The organism is Sphingobacterium sp. UBA7253 (genome assembly GCF_002472745.1).
Lineage (GTDB): Bacteria > Bacteroidota > Bacteroidia > Sphingobacteriales > Sphingobacteriaceae > Sphingobacterium > Sphingobacterium siyangense.
In genome coordinates, this window is the sequence record NZ_DKSP01000250.1 from 11383 (window position 1) to 32093 (window position 20711).

16 protein-coding genes and 1 pseudogene are annotated in these 20711 nt (G+C 39.1%); 10 read left to right on the plus strand and 7 right to left on the minus strand.

Annotation, left to right across the window (positions count from 1 at the left end):
* The first annotated feature begins 249 nt into the window (after positions 1-249).
* Positions 250-1155, plus strand: coding sequence for an AraC family transcriptional regulator (locus B2X72_RS26405; protein WP_286852175.1), 906 nt, complete (start codon positions 250-252; stop codon positions 1153-1155).
* Positions 1156-1189: 34 nt separating this feature from the next.
* Here the strand turns inward: B2X72_RS26405 and B2X72_RS26410 are convergent, their stop codons facing one another.
* Positions 1190-3829 (minus strand): alpha-L-rhamnosidase, encoded by a 2640-nt coding sequence (locus B2X72_RS26410; protein ID WP_286852178.1) that lies wholly within the window; start codon positions 3827-3829, stop codon positions 1190-1192.
* A gap of 224 nt (positions 3830-4053) precedes the next feature.
* On the opposite strand from B2X72_RS26410, the gene B2X72_RS26415 reads away from it, so the two are divergent.
* The 4 genes and pseudogenes from B2X72_RS26415 (at position 4054) to B2X72_RS26430 (ending at position 7549) form a co-directional block, all read left to right on the plus strand.
* Positions 4054-4497 (plus strand): SRPBCC family protein, encoded by a 444-nt coding sequence (locus tag B2X72_RS26415; RefSeq protein ID WP_145327719.1) that lies wholly within the window; start codon positions 4054-4056, stop codon positions 4495-4497.
* 868 nt (positions 4498-5365) lie between these two features.
* Positions 5366-5704 (plus strand): annotated as a pseudogene (locus tag B2X72_RS26420) (TraB/GumN family protein); the annotation flags it as partial.
* A gap of 36 nt (positions 5705-5740) precedes the next feature.
* Positions 5741-6502, plus strand: coding sequence for an SDR family NAD(P)-dependent oxidoreductase (locus tag B2X72_RS26425; RefSeq protein ID WP_088160510.1), 762 nt, complete (start codon positions 5741-5743; stop codon positions 6500-6502).
* Between the two features lie 138 nt (positions 6503-6640).
* Positions 6641-7549, plus strand: a complete 909-nt coding sequence (locus B2X72_RS26430; protein ID WP_075991392.1) for a DUF6268 family outer membrane beta-barrel protein — start codon at positions 6641-6643, stop codon at positions 7547-7549.
* On the opposite strand, the gene B2X72_RS26435 is transcribed toward B2X72_RS26430, so the two are convergent.
* The 3 genes from B2X72_RS26435 to B2X72_RS26445 all read right to left on the minus strand — a co-directional run bounded on the left by B2X72_RS26435 (position 7550) and on the right by B2X72_RS26445 (position 9994).
* Entirely contained in the window at positions 7550-8278 is a 729-nt protein-coding gene (locus B2X72_RS26435) for a LytR/AlgR family response regulator transcription factor (RefSeq protein ID WP_198386042.1), read from the minus strand.
* A 9-nt stretch (positions 8279-8287) separates the two neighbouring features.
* The gene (locus tag B2X72_RS26440; protein WP_232475693.1) at positions 8288-9193 is read right to left on the minus strand and encodes a sensor histidine kinase; all 906 of its coding nucleotides are present in this window, start codon (positions 9191-9193) and stop codon (positions 8288-8290) included.
* 204 nt (positions 9194-9397) lie between these two features.
* Positions 9398-9994: a porin family protein gene (locus B2X72_RS26445; RefSeq protein ID WP_088160512.1), complete on the minus strand. Its 597-nt coding sequence runs from the start codon at positions 9992-9994 to the stop codon at positions 9398-9400.
* Between the two features lie 251 nt (positions 9995-10245).
* Between B2X72_RS26445 and B2X72_RS26450 the strand changes: the two genes are divergently transcribed.
* Positions 10246-11181: a hypothetical protein gene (locus B2X72_RS26450; RefSeq protein ID WP_088160514.1), complete on the plus strand. Its 936-nt coding sequence runs from the start codon at positions 10246-10248 to the stop codon at positions 11179-11181.
* A gap of 123 nt (positions 11182-11304) precedes the next feature.
* Here the strand turns inward: B2X72_RS26450 and B2X72_RS26455 are convergent, their stop codons facing one another.
* Positions 11305-13071: a hypothetical protein gene (locus tag B2X72_RS26455; protein WP_088160515.1), complete on the minus strand. Its 1767-nt coding sequence runs from the start codon at positions 13069-13071 to the stop codon at positions 11305-11307.
* 301 nt (positions 13072-13372) lie between these two features.
* On the opposite strand from B2X72_RS26455, the gene B2X72_RS26460 reads away from it, so the two are divergent.
* The 4 genes from B2X72_RS26460 (at position 13373) to B2X72_RS26475 (ending at position 17075) form a co-directional block, all read left to right on the plus strand.
* Positions 13373-13927: a hypothetical protein gene (locus tag B2X72_RS26460; RefSeq protein WP_145327723.1), complete on the plus strand. Its 555-nt coding sequence runs from the start codon at positions 13373-13375 to the stop codon at positions 13925-13927.
* Between the two features lie 361 nt (positions 13928-14288).
* Positions 14289-15179, plus strand: coding sequence for a DUF6694 family lipoprotein (locus B2X72_RS26465; protein WP_075991402.1), 891 nt, complete (start codon positions 14289-14291; stop codon positions 15177-15179).
* 152 nt (positions 15180-15331) lie between these two features.
* Positions 15332-16138 (plus strand): helix-turn-helix domain-containing protein, encoded by an 807-nt coding sequence (locus B2X72_RS26470; protein ID WP_088160517.1) that lies wholly within the window; start codon positions 15332-15334, stop codon positions 16136-16138.
* A 151-nt stretch (positions 16139-16289) separates the two neighbouring features.
* Positions 16290-17075, plus strand: coding sequence for a hypothetical protein (locus tag B2X72_RS26475; protein WP_075991404.1), 786 nt, complete (start codon positions 16290-16292; stop codon positions 17073-17075).
* 167 nt (positions 17076-17242) lie between these two features.
* On the opposite strand, the gene B2X72_RS26480 is transcribed toward B2X72_RS26475, so the two are convergent.
* Together B2X72_RS26480 and B2X72_RS26485 are read right to left on the minus strand one after the other, a co-directional pair.
* On the minus strand, positions 17243-18742 hold the full coding sequence (locus tag B2X72_RS26480; protein WP_075991405.1) for a SusD/RagB family nutrient-binding outer membrane lipoprotein: 1500 nt from the start codon (positions 18740-18742) through the stop codon (positions 17243-17245).
* Positions 18743-18752: 10 nt separating this feature from the next.
* Positions 18753-20711, minus strand: a 1959-nt coding sequence (locus B2X72_RS26485) for a TonB-dependent receptor domain-containing protein (protein ID WP_286852186.1), incomplete at its 5' end; no start/stop codon positions are given.

Here is a 20711-nt window from a genome sequence, read left to right on the forward strand (position 1 = left end):
GATGGAAGGTACTTATGAGGTTCAGGTGAAACTGCCAACAGTAACGCGTATAACACAATAACGATTAGGGGGGGCAAAGCGGGGCTCCCCTTGTTTTTAATAGATCCAAAAGATCAAAGTGCAAAAATTATCCAATAATGAGCAAATCTTGATATTTTATTTGATCTCAGATTGACGTATAATAAATATGTTGTGTTTGTTATTTATATTTAGTAAACCAATGTTGAGTACCCTAAATACCGACGCACTATGAAAACACTACAGTTTAATATCCCCGTGATACAAGGACAGAGTATAACTGTTCAAGAGGATATATCGGAATCTTTCTACCCGCATTTGCATCGTCATCAAGAAGCGCAACTGATGTGGATTACAAAGGGAAGAGGTGTATTGCTCGTGGATGAAACCTTGCATAGCTTTAAAGAAAACGACATCTTCTTCATTGGCGCGAACCAGGCGCATGTATTTAAATCTGTTTCTGAAGATAAGGCGAGCGATGCGGCACGTTCGATTTCCATATTTTTTGATCCTGCTGGGAGATTAAAACAGCTCTTTATGTTGGGCGAATTTGAACCATTGGAGCAATTTTTAAAACAGGATTCCAGGGGGTTTAAGATTCCTAAGATGGATTTCGAAGTGGTATCTAAGCGTATTATGTTGTTAAAACAATCCGAAAAGATAGATAAAATGATGCATTTCTTTTATTTGTTAAGAACACTATCTCAAATTTCAAAGAGAACAGATTCACTCTGTCCTGAACTTATGGAGGCTGCCGTCTGTTCGATTGGAAAAAATAACCGAATTGAAAAGGTTTGTCATTATATCAATACACATTTTAAACATGGGCTTACTTTAGAAAGTGTAGCAGAGAGTGCACACTTGTCGCCACAGGCATTCTGCCGTTATTTCAAAAAACACTGTGGAATCACCTTAGTTGGTTATCTAAACCGGATACGAATTAATGAGGTTTGCAGTCAATTGGGAAAAGATCATTTACATTTGGAAAATATCTCATTTATCGCTTATAACTGTGGCTTCAATAGCATTACAAATTTTAACCGCGTATTTAAACAGATTATCGGCTGCACACCGAAAGAGTATATTTTGCGCTATGATCAGCGATATACAGAAAATACAATTGTTTCATATGTTTAGTTTAAGGCCACGTCGTGAGACGTGGCTTTTATGCTTATTTGACACTACTTTCAAAATGATAAGTACCCGAACCTATATCGTGGCTGGAATCAACGAGTACAATTTTTGCCCGTGTATTTGCCGGGACGGTGACATCTAGTTTCAATAGATTATTCTCTAACAGCCAGGCCGATTTTACCGTACCGTACACCGTTTCAAGTTCTGCAGATGCATGTGTTAATTTACCACCCGGTTTTGGAGCAATAACGATAGATTTATAACCCGGAGCATCTGCTGCCGAGTTAATTCCAGCTATTGTTCGATACATCCAGTCGCCAATAGCGCCATAGGCGTAATGGTTATAGGAGTTCATGTCTGGAGTTTGAAAAGATCCATCAGGTTTGATACCATCCCATCTTTCCCAGATGGTGGTAGCGCCCATTTTCACTGGGTAGAGCCACGAGGGATAACTCTCTTGCATCAATAGATCGTATGCAACGTCATTATGTCCAAATCGAGTCAAGACATGGCATATATAAGGGGTACCCAAGAAACCTGTCGTGAGGTGGTTGCCATAATCCCGGATGTTGGTAACAAGGCGATCAGCACATGCGGCTCGTAATCCTTCAGGCAACATATCAAATTGCAGTGCCAGTACATAAGCCGTCTGTGTACCGGATACGAGGCGACCTGTTGGAGTCATATACTCCTTTGCAAAGGCTGCTTTGATGTTAAAAAGTAATGCCGTGTATTTGGCAACGTCTTCTTTTTTGCCTAAGACCTCCGCTGCGTTAATCAGTAGTTGCGTCGAGTGAGCATAAAAAGTCTGTGCGATTAGATATTTATCGGTTACAGCGGCTCTTCCATCATTATCATCATTCGGACGGTAAAAAAGCCAATCCCCAAAATGAAAACCTGAATTCCAGAGATTATTTTTCGCAACAGAAGTAATATAACCCACCCATTTTTGCATACTTTCGTATTGTGTTTCCAATATTCTGCGATCTCCATAAGCGCGATACATATCCCAAGGAATAATTGTGGCTACATCGGCCCAACCAGCTGACGCGCCATCATTGATCCCGAGTACATTTGGTACGACATGCGGAATGAGCCCGCTGGGTTGTTGGTCAGCTTTGACATCCTTTAGCCATTTTGTAAAGAATCCTGCCACATCCATGTTGTAAGCAGCGGTATTCGCGAAAGCTTGTGCATCGCCTGTCCAACCTAAGCGTTCATCGCGTTGTGGACAGTCGGTAGGTACATCTACGAAATTTCCTTTTTGTCCCCATTGAATATTGTGCTGCAATTGGTTGATTAGGGGATTGGAAGTCGTAAATTTACCCGTTGTCGCCATATCAGAATAGAGAGCCACGGCCGTTAGATCATCGGATTTTAATTCTCTGGGATAGCCCTCAACTTTAACATACCTAAAACCCTGAAAAGTAAAATGTGGCTCAAAGATTTGTTCGGCCCCACCTTTTAAAATATAGCTGTCCTGAGCCTTGGCAGATCGTAGATTTGTTGTATAAAAATTACCTTCTTTAGTAAGTACTTCAGCATGACTTAGTGTAATCTTTGTTCCAGTAGGGCCCTGTGCCTTTAACATCACCCATCCGACCAAATTTTGCCCAAAATCTACCACAGTTTCCCCTTTTGGGGTTTTAAATATGCTGAGGGCTTTAAACTGCTCATGTTTCCTAACGGGAGGACCGCTCATCGCGATAAGCTTTTCCGTTTCTTTGTTCATCACATTTACATTCTTCCAGTTGCTATCTTCTTTAAAATCAATATTATCCCATCCAGTAATCTCCATTCTAGCATCGTAAATCTCTCCATCATAGATATCCGACGCCATAATAGGCCCATAAGTATACTTCCAGTTCTCATCCGTATTTATTGTTTCCCTTGTGCCGTCGGTATATTCGACCTCAAGTTGTAAAAGCAGTCCCCTTGTATCGCCATAGAAATTATGTTGGTTCCCAAAACCAATACGGCCTTTATACCAGCCATTGCCAAGACTTGCGCCCAACGCATTCGAACCCACTCTAAGCAATGCTGTAACATCGTAAACTTGGTATTGCAAGTGGTTCTTGTAACTGGTCCATCCCGGAGCAAAATATGTGTCACTTATACGGACGCCGTTAAGCTTGGTTTCGTATAGGCCTTTTGCCGTAATGTAGGCCATCGCTGATTTTATCTTTTTTTTCAGGCTGAATTCTTTTCTGAAAAGTGGACTTCGGGACGAAGTGTCCTTTCCTGAGACAGTGATCCATTGTGCAGACCAATCTGAGGCAGAGATTCCCATTTGAAAGAATCCAATTGTGGACCAGGCAGATGTATTGCCGTGATTGTCTGTTACCCGGACTTGCCAAAAATATTTTTTCTTTGACTGAAGGGGAGATCCCGCGTAGTCAATTAACACAGATTGGTCTGTGGAAGCACGATGTTTCCAAACTAGATCTTTATCTTTATTTAAGAAAGTTTTGTTTGTTCCCACTCGGATTTCATATTCGGTTTGTTGTGTGTTTTTCTCCGTAGAGGTTATTTTCCAGCTCAATCTCGGAATCTCGGTTTCAACGGCCAATGGATTGCTCAGATGTTCTACCTTTAGGTCAATTACCGCTAGTTTTTGAGCGAAAGTGGAGAGATTTAGCACGATCAGAAGTCCTAATATTCCTAATTTTTGAAGCATAGTCTTCATAGATGGTTTTATATTTGATTAATAACGTGTTGTTTGGAGTATAAAAGTAATATAGCTATTATCCGCAATAAATTTTATATAAGCGTCATGTACTATCCTGACACTAAAGAAAAACTTGTCTTATGCTAAGGTCGATTGGAAAATCTATCTATAAATTCGTTAATAATAACGGAAAATCGAGGTCGTGTTTAATATTCAAAAAATAAAAATTCGCAATGGAAAATTATAGTCAAACTATCCAGTTGGGTGTAACAAAAGATCGGGTCTTTAAAGCACTAACCGATGAAATACCATTTTGGTGGACAACCATGTTTGAGGGCTCTTCCAATAAGAAGGACGATAGATTTACAATTCGCTTTGGCGATCTTATTTACAAAGTAATGCAAGTGGAAGACTTACATGAAAATGCAAAAGTTGTTTGGCATGTCGAAGATTCATTGATAGCCCTTCCCGGATTGAAAAATCAAAAAGAATGGATTGGCACAACGATCGTTTGGGGCATCACAGAAAAAGAAAACGGGATTGTGTTGCAACTTGAACATATTGGCTTATCCCCTGAAATCGAATGCTATGATATTTGTACAGATGGATGGCGACAATTTGTGAAAAGTTTAGAAGCATATATTGAAACAGGTAAAGGACAACCTTTTTCGAATTGATCCTTACTAGCGTACCAAAATAATATATAACTGTGAGCCTGCCCCTGGGGGGCTCCAGTATCTGTCTCTCCTCCGAGATTAATAATCCCTAAAACAGTGCCTCTATAATTTTCTTTCTCCCAAAAAGTACCATAGGCTTGATTCTAAGCTGTCTATCATATATCCATTGGATCCCAACTCATCTTCAGATTTACTCCTGATGTCATGTAGAATGATGCGGTCGAAATAAAACCTCTCCACTGTGGAAAAATTGATTGGATCTGAATTCAATGGAACTAGGATAGCTATAATTTCTGGTAGAAGCTTTGTTAATTGTTTGATTAATTTATGAAAATAACAATTAAATTAATAATCTGTTTGATGAAATAATTGAAATAATTTACGATATTTGAATGAATTATAAAACTGTGAGGAAATAAAAATTAATATGCTTTCTGAACGATCAATGGCCATATGGATCTGCATTGGTGTGGAAAGCATTTATTTTTAGAATTGAATAAGAACAATGGAGTATTTTTCCCAACTTGGATACCATTCTAACGAAATCATAAAATTCGCTGCCGCTAGCGGAATCTTTTCCCTACTTTTAAAATGTGGTGAAGTAATCCATTTTACACCGCAAGATCCGGAGTATTTTAGAGCCTGGTTGATTGAAAAAAATATTGAAGATATTAAAAGCGAAAAACAGCAGCGAGAATTTTTGGGGACTAGCATTTAATACCATAAACCTGTTGCTGTTATATCCTTGTTCTCGATGAAAGGATTTAATTGCCCGGATCCGACAAAGATGAAGTCTTATGAGGTTGAGCTGTCAGCACTTGCGACCAGCCAAGGAAAGGTAATAGGAGAGTTGTAGACACCTGATTTTCAATTTAATTTGCTGAAGGATCTCATTACACCTAAATTGTTCATCGAATCTGTTTTTCAGTTGGACGAATACCCTGCATTGACCGTTAAGATGGTTCAAGCTTATAAATCAGAGAATTTGGAAGAGTTGACAAAATTGCTCCAAGATCCAGCCTGGATGACGAAAGAACAAAAAGAAAAATTGTTAATTGGGAGAAATTTGAATTGGAGTAACCTGATACCCCCTATGATCAATGAAGAATCCTGTTTTATTGCCGTTGGCGCAGGGCATTTGGTCGGTGATCAGGGGCTAATTACCTTACTCCGAGAAAAAGGATTCAAAGTAGAGGCCGTAAAATAAATCTTATCTTAGTGGATATTTAAAACTAAGAAAAAAATGGCATCCGAGCACAACAAAACAGTAGAGATATTGAAAACAGGTGGCAAGACATATTTGATTTTTGGGATAAGTAGGGGATTAGGCAGAGCTATAGCGTTGAATTTGCCAAGTCAGAATGATCTAATATTTGGTATTTCCAGGAATGAACCAAATTATTTAAGTGCCAATTCAGACATCCGATGGATTGCTACCGATCTATCCCAACCGAAAGAATCTTCGGAGACGATAAAGGCGATAATAGGAAATCAGCGGATTGATTATTTTATCTATAATGTTGGGATATGGGAAAAAGATGCATTTACGGAAGCGTATAATTTTGCAGATAGCAGCGCCTCCGAAATAATAAACTTAATCAATACGAATATTACGTCTTGCATTTTAAATGTACAGTCGGTAATAGATAATTTAAGACAATCGTCCAACGCTAAGATTATATTGATTGGTTCTACTTGGGGTTTAGATAACCACAGTGGAAAAGAAGTTGCATTCTCTGCGACAAAGTTTGCATTACGTGGTGTTGTCCATTCCTTACGAGAAAACCTTAGAAAAGATAAAATAGGTGTTTCCATATTAAATTTGGGCTATTTAGCGACAGAATTTGATCATAATGAAACCATAGAAAACGTTATTGTACAAACACAAAGTAATCTTATTCCCCTGCAAGATGTAATCCAAGCATTACGATTTATTATCTCTACTTCGGCGGCAAGCTGTGTAAAGGAAATTAATATGCCGGCAATGTGTGATATTAATCTATAACATTGCTTTTGATCCGCACTTCTTGCCGTTATAAATTTTTTGACATCGCGATAAATTTGCATTTGGTCAACGTATACATGCACTATATCAAAAAGATTGGTGCTTGATCCGTCCAAAAGCTTCCTTTGTTGAAAAAACATGAGGAAACAAGTATTATGTGCAGTTATACTCAGCGGTTTTACTACGCTGGCTGCACATGCTCAAAATGCAGTATCGGGACAGGTTGCTGTGGATTATGTCCCACTATCAAATTATATTCGCCCTGAAGATAGTGTTAAGACAGGTTCAAAGAGCGATTTTAGGAGAATACAGTTTAACCTGGAAGTTCCATTATCTACCAAAATAGATTCTTCTGGCAATATAAAACGCTGGTCCTGGAAGATAGGGGCAGCTTATGCAAAGATGGAAAATAGAGGGTACGAAGAGCCCTTATTCCCGACTGAAATGCTCAATGCTGAAATGGGACTTCAATACCTGACCTCATTAAGGAAAAATTGGTCTCTATTGACTTTTGCCTCCGTTGGGATTTATTCAGACCTCGTTAAAGTAAATGGTAAGGATGTACTGGGGCAGGGGGGAGTGCTTTTTATCAAAAAATTTAGACCGAATTTAGCTTTTGGTTTTGGCCCTGTGTTGAGCAATAGTTTTGGCGTGCCAATGATCTTACCTGGCTTGTATTTTGACTGGAAAACAAATGGAAAAGTGAAGTTCAATGTGAATTTCCCACAGGGTCTTTCCGCATCCTATCACCTCAATGAAATGGTTGATCTTCGTGCTGTCGTTAATCTAGATGGTATGACTGCAGAGCGAGAAAAAAATGGGAAATCTACTTTGGCCGGTTTTATGTTATTGACAGCTGGGCTTCAGCCTCAGTTCAATTTGGGCAAGAGCCTGAAGCTCCAGCTGACCGGCGGAAGCACACTTGCCAGATTGTATGTAGAAAATGATAGGTCGCTGAAAAGTTTATTCAAGAACAAAAGTCAGGCGGATCCCCGGTTTTCTCCAACCTTCTATACTTCCGTAGCACTTAAATGGAATATGCCTTAATCATCTGCTGAGGAGCTTCTTAAAAACAACATTTTGGAGAAGCTCCTCTCTTTTTGTACGCGATATCGGTAATTCTTGTTCCTGTATATATACTCTCCCTCCAGTAATAATATCAATGTGGTTTACATTGACTAGGTAGGATTTGTGAATACGAAAAAAATGGTTGCCGGGTAATGCCTCTTCCAAAGCTAACATGGTTTGATGGATTGTAATTGTACGCTCTTTAAAGTGAAGTTTTGTATAATTTTGCATACTTTCCGCGTACAGAATATCTGTCCAGGAGATTTTAACAAAAGCATCCCCTTGTCTTACAAATAACATATTGTCATTCGGACTACTTTCCTGTAAGGGTTTGTTCCGCTGTACAAAAAGCTGATAAGCTTTGGAGCTGGCCTGATAGAAACGCTGGAAAATTATAGGTTTGAGGAGGTAATCAACAGCTTGAAGTCTGAATCCTTCCAACGCATATTCTGAATAAGCTGTGATGAAGATGCATAAAGGCGGGTTGTCAAGGGAGTCTAAAAAGTCTATACCATTGAGGTAGGGCATATTAATATCTAAAAAAATAAGATCTATATCGCCCTGCTGTAACCTCGAAGTTGCAGCTAGTGCTGAAGGAAATGTTTCCACTAAATCCAAAAAATCGATCTGCTCGGTCATTTCGGCAATATGTTGGCGCAGCATAGGTTCATCGTCTACGATGATACATTTCATTTTAATTTCTTCCATTGTCAATAGTTAGCTGTTAAGATCGATGGTCAGTTGTATAGTAAAACTGTCGTCAAGTTTATGGATTGTTAACGAATAGTTGTTTTCATATTGCAGTTCCAGTCTTTTTTTTACATTTTCCAGCCCTATGCCCGAGTGTCCTGTCGAAGCTAATTGCGGACAGTCCTGATAACTATTACTGATGTTGAATTGAAGTTTTCCTTTTTCCTCAGCACAGGATAGCGCTATGCTCCCTTTTTGATTTGGAAGACGGTTTACGTGTTTAAATGCGTTTTCGACAAAACAGATGAGCATCAATGGTGCAATATATAAATCCTTTGAAGATTGATTCCATGAACAGCTTACATCCAGTTCGTTACCCCACCGCATTTTTTCTATGGCTATAAAATCCTGTAAATATTGCAGTTCGCGTGTTAAAAGTACGAGCGGTTGGTTGCATTCATAGAGCTGATACCTCAGAATGTCCGAAAATTTCAGAAGCAAATAATCGGCCATTTCCACATTCTTTTTCATGAGGATATGAATATGGTTCAAGACATTAAACATAAAATGAGGATTGACCTGATCCTGTAAAAATTTTACCTGACTTTCAAGAAAATTCTGCTGCAATTGACCATGGATACGTTGAATATCTGCATGTTCCTGATAAAATCTAATTCCGCAGGCCGTACCATTGATCAGTAGGGAAGATGGAATTGCTTGATAGAAATGAGTGAGTATTAGCTCTGTCCGTTCATGGTTAGCTATTCCTTCTTTGGTGAGAATGAAATAGAAATCTATACTTCCAATTAAAATAGCTAAAATAACTACAAAAAGCACTGCTTTTAGTACAAAAGGTTTCATTTGTTGAGCCTTGATCGCTCGCGGTAGAACCCGGTCGCTCAGCCACTGCGATACAATAATCGAAGAAGCCATGATTAGCGAGGTGTGCAGTAAAGCCTGGAGCGAATCGAACTCGCCTTTTATTTGAATCCATACAGCAAACCCAAGAACGAACCAAAAAGAAATGAGAAAAAGATGTTTATTTAAATAGTTTTTTTTGAACATATGACGATTTAAAAAAAATACCTTTGGAGCCTGATTCCTAGGTAGCTCCAAAGGTAAAACTTATTCATTGTTTTAGAAGATAAAGTAACCCAATCCAATAGAAAATGCCTGTGGTTTGGATTTAAAAGATTTATTAAGGTCAGAAAAACCGCGTTCATAACGAACATCGAGTGTAAATCGCTGAATATCGACTCCCAGACCGCCGGTAACTTGTAAGTTTGATTTGTCAAAATGTTTGATTCCTTGTTGTATTGCTTTTAGAGGCGGCAAGTTGTCGTTTAGCGTATAACTGTAAATTACACCAGCTATTACCCGGAAATTGATGTCCTGATTTTGGTAGATTTTGTAGCCTGCAACGACGGGGATATCAATCGCATTCCATTTGAGTTTGCTTTCGGTTTGCCCTTGCGGTTTAAGTGCTGCTTTTCGTTTATTGAAAAGAGCTTCACCCTGGATATAGGCTCTTCCAAGATTAACTCTTGCCATACCCCCTATGTGTAATCCTATGGCATATTTGTCATCTAAGTCTGCTAATTCGGTGTTGAGTTTGTTGAGACTACTTCCCCCTTTTATACCCAATTGAATGAAAGGTTGCTCCTGAGCAAACAGTTTTTTGCTAAACATCATGGCAAATAATACGATGCATGATAAAATTGCTTTGTTATTCATTTTATATTGTTTTGATTTGTTCAAAAGAACGAAAGATCAATTCCTTGGCAAAAAGAGTTTGACGAACGGCATTTTTGTAGTGACGAAAGTTAATATAGCGATGATTAGTCTGTCAAGATGTCTATTTATTTGTCAAGATTTCTGGCCTAAGCGTATTTTTTTTTGGGATTGATGGGGAAAGGTCTATTGTTTTTTTTAACTTACAAGATAGATTTTGTTTGGTAAATTGTGTTGTATAAATAATCGATTTCATGAAAAATCCATTGAAGCTAACGTTTTCCTTTTCTTATCTGGTATGGCCCTTTTGTCTGCTTATACTAACATCCTGTTCTAAAGAGGGACTTAATTCACAAGGAGGTCTAATAGATCCCGGTTTTAAAGCTGTCAACTTACAAACCGGAATCAAGGAAAATGTAATTCCGATCAAAGCGGATTTATGGTATGTATCCTATGTCAAAGATGCCCTTACAGGAGAAATATTGAAAGATTCCACTGGAAAAAAGCTCAAGTTGGAGCGTACGGGCTCGATTGGGGTTGACGGCGGGTGGCTACAGTTGGAAAAAACAATTAATAACGAGCTTAAATTGACCTTATTGGAAAATTTTAGTGATCAGCCTAGGAATTTTGCTATTGGCATATTATCAGCGGATAAAATGGATGAAGTGAATTTTATTCAAACTAGGGCTGACGGATATGAGTTGGTCAAAAAAGAAATCAAAGAAGTGAAAGAAAGCCGGAAAATCTATGTCAGTACCGAAGGGTGTACTGCGATGAATCTGGTAAATAGCTCAAATAGAGAGCGAAAAGTCGATATCACTGCCATTTTTAAGGACGTAAAGTATAGTTCCGAATTCATAAGTGACAGCTACGGCGCTTTTGACTGGCTCAATAAAACAGACTCTACGATCTTCATGGATGAATTAATGGTAAATGGTGGAGTTCGCTGGCAAGGTAAAGTTCCTTACAGCAAAGGCAAAACTTTTGAAAATTATATTAAATCTGGAGATAAACAAGAACTGCTGCTCAAGCCCAATGCCCAGATAACCGCGAGAGGTGAATTCAAATACCTCGAAAGAACTTGCAATTATATCTTCACGATCAAGAATAAAACATCCGGACACGAATTCCAAGTGAAGGGTACCTGGAAGCAAAAGGTTCCGCTGACCCCACGGACTATTTTGCAATAAGATTATTTATGAGGTTTTAAGCATAACAACAATATAATGACCTTTTTGTAATTCTCGGTAAATATAAAAGCCACATCATCTGATGTGGCTTTTTTGTGTTCTGCTTAATGGCTATACAATGTCTTATTTGACTTGTGTAATTGTTCCGTTAGTAACGCTTCCCCAATTTGTAAGACTTCCATAAACAATTAATTTGGACTTACTGTTGGCAAATTCTACCTTTCCGCTACCATTAATAGTCAAGTTACCGTATACGACAACTTCACCGTCAATAACCATCTTACCATTGATAAATGAAGTGGATTTTGATCCGACAGTTCCCTGAGAAAGTGAACCTGTTACACTCAAGATACCGCTTCCGTTTACGGTAAAAGTTCCACCAATAACACCTGAGCCCACCAAATTCATTGTTGAATTGACGTTAATGTTTTGCTTCAAAGCGATTGAACCATACATATTGAATACACCGCTGTTGATGTTAACAGAATTTCCATTGATATTAAGTGTGCCACACCAGTTAAAATTCCGGTTGATATTGACATTTGAGGCAAATGTTTTTGTATCTGAGTAGCTCGCTTCATTATTGACATTCAGGTCTCCTTGTGTACTGCCTGTGAAAGCTGGATAAGTACCATTACAGCTTGGAGTTGTTGGTTTCAGATCGATGAGTTTAAGAATTTTTAAGCCACCTTTTCCCGTTGCTACAAAAACATAGTTATCTCTACTGATCACAAAATTACTTGAACTGTTGTCAATCGCATTGAAACTTGCACTACCGATATAGTTAAAGTTGTTTTGTGTATCAAATTGATAGGCTGCGATACCAGCACCACCGTTGGCAACAAATACACGTTTGTCGTTTGTAGATACAGCATTGGTCACAATATCTTCCGGATCCATGTTGCTGTCATCAGGACTTACTGGAATACTAATGCGTTTATCTAGAGCTCCTGTATTTATATTATAAATACCCAAGCCCTGAGCGCCTTCAGAAGCTAAAAGATAACTGCTGTAAAAATCGATAGTACGCTTTGCTGAACTTGGATTTTGACTCACATTGATTGTTTTAACCGGATCAAGATTATTGGATACAACTTTTATCCCCTGTGTTCCTGAAAGCACATACACTTGATTCTGGTATGTTCTTACAGATAGGAGATCCGCAATAGTTACCGATTTTTCGATAGCACCCGAAGATTTATTGATTTTAGAAATAGCACCCGCATTACCTGAAACAGCATACTGGCTTTCGTTGTTAAAAGTAACATCTGTTGCCACATAGCTTGGCAGACCTGTATAACGATAAGCATCGGTAGGTAATCCATTCTGAAGTGGTAAAACAATAAGAACTGCAGGTGAGGTCATTTTTGCCAATACACCTTCATCTGCTGCTCCAGCTAAGAGTAGGCTATTGCCATCAACTGCCAATGAGCTAATGTCGATATTCGGCAATTTAGCATTTACGATAAGACGTGGGTTATTAATATCTGAAATGTCGATGACATCGACACCACCAAGATAGCGATCGCCTTCGGTATTGTAACTTACATAAGCGTAGTTGCCCGAAACAGCAACATGGGTTGCCCGAAGCTTATTGCCTTCATAATCCGGAGGAGCGACTTGTGCGACCAAAGCTAATGAGAAGTCTGGGTTTTGAGTGGCAGTTACTGTCGAACCATTGGCTGCGCGCTTACCGGATGCTAAAAGATTAGATAACGGCAATAAACCAGCATTTTGATGATCTAAACGTGCATTCAATTGACTTGCATTATTGTCGATAACAACAGATTGATTATTTTTAGGGTCATCAATGGTATCATTGTTTTTGTTACAGCTAATAATAGTAGTCAAACTCAATGCTAAAAGTGGCAGGTAAAATTTCTGTTTCATAATATTATATATCTATCACAAAAGTAAACCAAAAATCTTGTAGTTAAGTTTTGTTGCGGTTAATTTTTATAAAGCTGTAGTTGTTTTACTACTACATTTTATGTTGTATAAACTTCGGCTGAACACAAATTTTCCCATTGCATGTTCAACTAAGTTTAGCATCTGTAACGCTCGCAACAGCTCCCTTTCAGCTGTGTAATGGGGTGCTTAAGAAATGTGGTTTTCTCTTCGACTAGATTATGAAATGAAATTGATAATTTTGAAAATAGTTAAACCATTCAAAAGCCTGTAAATTATTTGTATGCAAAGAATAATATATTTTACCGTTGGATGCCTACTTTTCAGTGCTATTTATCTGCAAGGTTGCATGAATAGTGGAAGTACCATAGAACGGCGGAGAAAAGAATCCTCGGTCCCGATACCATCTAATTTTGATTCACTGGAGTATTATTTTGTGGATATTGATTTATTTAAAATAGGTGAATTGGAGGACAAAAAGAATAAATCTGAGAAAGAGCGTCTTTTGTTATCAGTACTGGAAGATGATAAGTTGGATCTTTCCCTTTTATCTCATTTGAAGAATATAGGCTATGTTAGAGGCTCACTGGATCAATCTCTCTATCGTGCTGTCGACTCACTATTTTTCTTAAAAACAAGAACAGATCATGTCGACACCTCTTGTATTTATGAATTTCGAGATATCCTTGTGTTCTATAAAAATAAGCAATGCATTGGGATCGCTAAGATCTGTTTTGATTGTAAAGCTATGGTTTCATGGAGCGAAAAACCAAATTTCGCAGGTTTCGGTGATTGGGAAGATTACGATAAATTGCATCTTTTACTCAGGGGGAAATAAAATTTCACCTTTCGAATTCCTTTATTTTCAGATTGTTCTAAGGTGTTTGGCCAAAATACCTAGTACAAATATCGCTGAGTCAGCGGGCTGTTATCAATAGCGACAGTTGGAAAGTGTCAGTTGGGGGCTATCTTGTGAAATGTAGCTTTTTGTGTTGAATTAATTTTTAAGATAACGTTTTTTGTATATTTTTAACAGCTCATAAAAAAACTGAATGTTAAATTCTGCGTTCTTATGTTCAGCTTGAACGATATGATGGAATTAGCAGTAAGAGGACGTTCAATTGATTTAAGAACAGCGTTACCTAAGCATTAGCTTTATGCAAGCTTAGCCGATATCTTGTATACTAAAACTATTTAAAATGAAACAATGCATAAAAATCGCACTGATCGGACTATTCTTGACATTATCTATAAGCTCTTGTAGCGAAAGACTAAGTGGAAAGGACGAGTCGTCCTTTGACAGTTCCCGTAAAAAGGTAGAAGCAAAGCTGAATGACAAAGAAAAAGCGAACTTGGAAAAGGCCTTGCGAGTGGCACTATCCGAAGCGATGTGGCTCAAAATGAACGAACCTCAAAAATATAATGAGGAATCAATAAATCGTATTTCGTTGGGTATGATCGATGGAAAATCTTACGGTGCAGTATTGGACCTGGCCGATGACATCCTTCAAAAACAACAGGAAAGGAAAATAGCTCATCTTCAAAATGAGATCGATAGTCTACAAAAACATAAAACTGAATTTGAACAGGTAAAGAAAGAGCTGGCTGTTTTTCAGTTGGAACCGATTGAACTGGGACTCGAAGATTTCTTTGGCGAACCTGTTCCCAGAATTATAGTGACTATGAAGTATATGGGTAAAAAGCCGCTAAAAGGAAGTCAGGGCTTTTCGTATGTGCTGAAAAAACGTTCTTCACAAACTATTATCAGTAATGAGCAGGCTGTTTTTGGCGAATCTGACAGTGTGCTCCAGCCAGGTGAGTTTCGTGTCAATACGATAGTCTTCAATCAGCAAAAAAAAGATTATCCTAAACTCTGGAGCTTTCCTCGCTATCCCGTCAAAGGAATCAATCTGACAGATTACGATCTGGAATTAGTTGTGACGACGCAATCGATCAAATCGAATGACCGGGAGACAGTTCTTCCTGAAGGTAGTATAGCATTGATTGATGAAAACTTAAAAAAATTAGAAAAGGAAATTACTGAAGTAAAGAAAGAGAAAATTAGCCTTGACGATTTGGAATTGACGTAATTTGAGTAGAGTACGTAAAATCTTTTTTTCAAATCGCTGCCCAATTTCCCGTTTAATACATTTGTCGATCCTATTTTCGTAAAAATGTCCCTGAATTAAAAAAGGGACATGAATTACAGTTTTATTTTTGAGGAAAGTACCATTTTAAAAGCATGAAATTAGACTTTTATAAGCCGATTAACGAAACATTAAGAAAATACATTAAAGGATATTATTTCATTACTAAAAATCAAGATAGTGGGCCTATTAAGTATTGGACTTTTCCAAATAACTACTGTATTTTAACAGTGAATCAGCAGTTTGAGGTGGAAGATAAAGGGGACCTCGTCACGATAAGTTCTTCTGAAACAAATAATATTATGACTTGCGTTGTCTCTAGGTATACCAAACCGATGCAGATTTTCTATAAGGAACTTGTTGATGAATTGACTATTTATTTTCATCCCTTAGGCATCAATCATTTCATTGAAGATCCTGCAAAGCTCTTTATAAGGAAAACACAGATTGATATAAATTTTTTGGATGGATTTAATGATAAAATGAGGACACTCTTTTCTTTGGATAGAACGTCTCAAATTATTGAACTAGAGTCTTACTTATTGTCTAAACTCAAAGCGGATAAAGATCTTACGATCTTTAGACAAATGCTGACAGATCTCGAAAACGAACTTACGGTCGATCAATTAGCTAAGAAGTATCATTTCTCCCGACAGTATATTAACAGATTATTTTTGCGGAATTTAGGTAAATCCCCCTCTGAATACAAAAAAATACATCGTTTTAGACAGGCCTTGAAAATGCAACATAAATCCAAGCGATTTTCACTTTTGTTAAATACAGGGTTTTACGATCAATCGCATTATATTAAGGACTTCAAGGCATTTACAGCTTTAAACCCGAATAGCTTTTTTAAAGATGTTGATGTGAATAAAGAAAATGTTTGGCTAATTGTAGAGTAGTTTCCATTTTTACAATTTTACTCTTTTCTAAAACCATAAATTTGATGATCAGATGTGCATCATCTGTTTTCACTTTAATTTAACCTCGTATTCCCACAACATGAACTGGAAGACACTACATCTTTATCTGTATACATTTTGCCGGTATTTTATGGCAACTGTAATCATTTCGTACGCTGCCGCTAAGCTCCTGGAAACACAATTTACCTCACAACCCAGCGTGTTTGATAAACCGCTTTCAGCGCTTTCAGGATTCGAATTGACATGGTATTATTTTGGCTATTCCAAATGGTACGGCAATGCAATTGCTGTTGCGCAGCTTATCAGCGCGCTATTGCTCTTTTTTCGCAAAACTGCCAGAATCGGTGTGATCCTTTTTCTGACCTTTATCGTCAATATTTTATTGATGGATTTTGCCTTTGACATTCAGGGTGCAAAAGGTATGGCAACCGTTCTTACCTTAATGGCTGTTTTCGTGCTTTTATCAGATTATAAAGCTTTTTATGCCTTTTTTATTGACAGCGCCCCTTTATTTACCGATGCAGATAGACCTAATTGGTTCAATAAAGTCAGTAAAATTAAATTCATCTATATTCCATTGGCAGCGATTGGAATTGTTACATTATTGGCGGTATTGAAAAACAAGTACCTCGCGAAAGATGAATTGTATGGAGCCTGGGAACATGCGATTACGAAGGAAAGATTATATTTTGAGGCAGCCCAGCATTTTCAGTCAAAATTACCCTGTTCGGTAAAAAATGCAACTGACGGATCTTATCGTGTTTCAGCGGACTCATTGTTGTTTTACCCTCCAAAGGGGAATGATGACTTGGGGAAAGACAGCTTAATTTATTACTCCGGAAAATTTTCCATCAGCGGTAATGAGTTGAAAATTATACAGCACAATAAAACGGAACTATTTAAGAGGATCCGATAGTATCGTTTGACTTATATTGTATTGGTATGACCTGACAACCATGCGAATTGGAGATGAGAAGAAATAAGTAGGGCCCTGATATTAATATCAGGGCCCTACTTATTAGCACTTCTTTGAATGATTGTGAACAGCTTTGTCTGTCTATAATCTCGGCTAAAAAAGTGCAGTTACTTCTTGTCCCACCAGACTTTGGATAGGAACGAGTCACCATTTGTCAAGCGTGCTGCAGCCTCTTTTAAATTTGCTGCGTTTAACTCAGCCTCTTCACTGGAATAAATAGCTCTACGCGGTATTTGTCCGTTGGTGGAACCTGGGTTAGGACCGGGGGTTAATCGAGGATATCCTGTACGTCGCCATTCGGCAAAGGCTTCCATGTCCCGGCCAAATAGGTGAATCCATTTTTGTGTCGCTATTTTCTCCATTTTCTGTTCGTCAGTCAAGCCGCTTAGATTGAGCACAGGTTCGTATGCAGAGGGGATTGCCGTCATATTGTATGGCGGAAGTGCCAGCGCAGCTTTGACCCCTTCTGTAAAGAACGTTTGGGTATTTGCAGGTGTAGCACCCCAGCCAAGAAGTGCAGCTTCGGCTTTGTAAAAACAGATATCCGAATAGGTAAAGGCATAGCTTGGGATCGGTGCAAATGAAAGGCTGAACCAAGTAGACTTATTCGCCGTTGAATAGTTGGCACGAATTAATTGTGACAGTTGGTTATCGGTCAACGAAACCCCAATACCTTGATAGGTTGCGACTCCATTGCTAATGACCGGTTCGGCAAGTAAAGGAAGCCTTGGATCATTGTATTCTTTGAGTTTTTCAACCAGGGTATTAGCCAAATAACGTAGATCGGCACTTCCGGTAGTCATTTGACGTAAAATTGGGTTCTGGTTTTCAGCCTGAGCATCGTTGTAGGTCGGTACTGCGGCATTATCACTGTTGCTGGAGAATAGACCTATAGCAGAAGTCATGGCTTCAGTAACCGTTTTCTGGGCCAAAGAAGGATTGGCGTACCGCATGCGCATGCCGAGCTTTAATTTGAGCGAATTGCCAAATTTTTTCCATTTATCAATACTGCCTTTGTAAAAGAAATCTGAAGAGCCGTAAGACAGGTCGCCGCTTGTAAGCTTTGCCATAGCTGCATCGACCTTTTGAACCAGTGCCGGATAGATCTCTTCTTGTTTGTCAAATTTGGGCGTACGGTTAATTTCCTTATTGGATTTTGTGATCTCAGAGTAGGGGATGTCACCAAACAAATCTGTAAGGCGCTGATAGAGGTATGCTTCATAAAGCTCGGCAATAGCCAGTTTACTTCTTCCTTCTGCATTGTCTTCCTTGCCGCTTAATTCCTGTTTGATCTGAACGATATTGCGGAGCAAGGTGTAGTGCTGCGACCAAATAAGATTTTCGGGTCCTTCAAAATATCGAGAAACAGGCACTACCGGTCCCCCGGCCCAATGTTGGATCCAAGAGCCGAACTTGTTGTTGGGTAGTTCCCCAGATTCCTGAAAAGTGCCATCACGTAGAATGCGGGCTATGAGTAAGGAAGGGTCTACAGTGGTGACCGATGTCGGCGGCGTATTGATCCGTTCGAAATCTTTGGTACATGAACCTAATCCTGCCACAGAAATAAGTCCGACGATGAATGTATTTTTAAATAGTTTCTTTTTCATGATAAAGGGTTTACAGACCAACAGTGAGATTAATACCGAATGTGCGCATCATTGGAAGTGAAGTTGATTCAATACCAATCGAGCTATTGTTTACATTGAAAGCAGAAGCTTCTGGTGAAAATCCATCAGTTTTCCGTTGAAAATAAAATAGATTCCGCCCATAGACGCCCAATTTTAGGGAGTTAACAAGTTTATGTGGCATCAGCTTTTTAGGGAAAGAATAGGAGAGACTGATTTCGCGCATGGCAATATAACTCATATCATTGATCATTTCTTCGGATACCATGACTTCTTTGTCACTCGCAACAATGTTCCAGTAATCTTGTGCGGCAACCTGCTTGCTGTTTTTTGTTCCTGTACTTGTCCAGTTCCCTGATCCATCTTTTTGTCCGACCATCCCTTCGGCAACGTAGGTGCCATCACGGCCTTCCAAGGTCTTTTTAGAAGTACCATAAATGATCTGCTCACGATTGGATTGGGAGAAGATCACGCCGCCCTGACGGATATCGACAAGTGCGTAGAGGTTGAAACCTTTATATTTAAAGGTATTGGCAAAACCACCTAGCCAGTCGGGTTGTGCATTTCCAAGATCGGTTTCTACACGTCCAGCTGTGCGCAAAGGGAGTCCAGTGGTCGGGTCGATCAACCTATTTCCCTGATCATCTTTGATCCATGCAAACTGTGTCCCAATTAACTGGCCAAATGGTTTTCCGACCTCCGCAACCACATTTATCCCGCGGTCTGTAGCGAGTAAAAAGCTTTCTACACCGGGATAGAGTGATTCAACTTTATTTCTGTTGCGGTTGTAATTGAAGGTTGTATTCCATTCAAATCCCGATTCGCTTTTGATCGGTGTTGCTCCCAATACAAATTCAATACCTCTGTTGCTAATTTCTCCAGCGTTGATCCTGTTCTTTACATAGAGACTGGAAGGGGAGATTGGTACGTCCAAAATCTGATTCTTTGTCTTAGCCTGATAGTAGGTGAAGGAGAAAGAAAGTCTGTTTTTTAGAAATCTCAGATCTGCCCCAGCTTCGATCGACGTGGTCAATTCGTTTTTCAAATTCGGATCAGGAATAATTTCTGTATAAGAAGCCATCGGTACACCACCATGGGTATACTGGTTGAGACTATAAGCTCCTGTCAGCTGATATGGGTTTCCTGAACTACCGGCCTGGGCCCATGAAGCTCTGATTTTGGCGAAAGACAGTGCGTTAGATTGCCATTTGAAGGCATCCGATAAGACTAAACTGGAACTTACACTCGGGTAGAAAAACGAATTGTTTTCCTTTGACAGGGTAGAAGACCAGTCGTTACGGGCAGAGAAATCAACAAACCAATAGTCTTTGTAACTGAACTGGCCCGATAGATAAGCCGAATTAATCTTGGACTCGATCAGGTCAAATATGTAACTATTTGTCGTGGTGTTATTGATTACAAAAAGATTCGGAACAATAAATTGATTACCTGAATTTCCTGTCATACGCAAATACCGGCTTTGATGGCTGGCCCCTAAGTTGGCACTGAGTTTAATGTCATCGGTCAATTTGAAGTTGGAGCTAGCGAGGACGTCAAAATTGTCTTCGCGGGCTCTGATGACCTCTTCGCGAATATCACCCTTTCGGTTCAAGCTTTGGTAGGTGTTTATTGGACGGTAGCGAAACCGTTGATCGGTATAGAAGTCCGTACCCCCGGTCGCTGTGACCTTAAGCCAAGGAGCAAAGTCGTAACTCAGACGGAGTAACCCTATGATGCGGTCCCGACGATCTTCATTGTGGTTTTCATGAATGGTCCAAAAGGGGTTGGCTGTGGAACTATTGGTGGCATATGTTTTCTCCAATCCTTCCGTCAATCCCGAAAATCCAAGCTGTCTGCTGATCTCCTGTGCGGTCCATTTATACTGTGCCATGATGTCGTTGCCCAAGCTTCGCGGCTGGCTGATAAATAGGTAGGCAGGATTGTCTGCCGC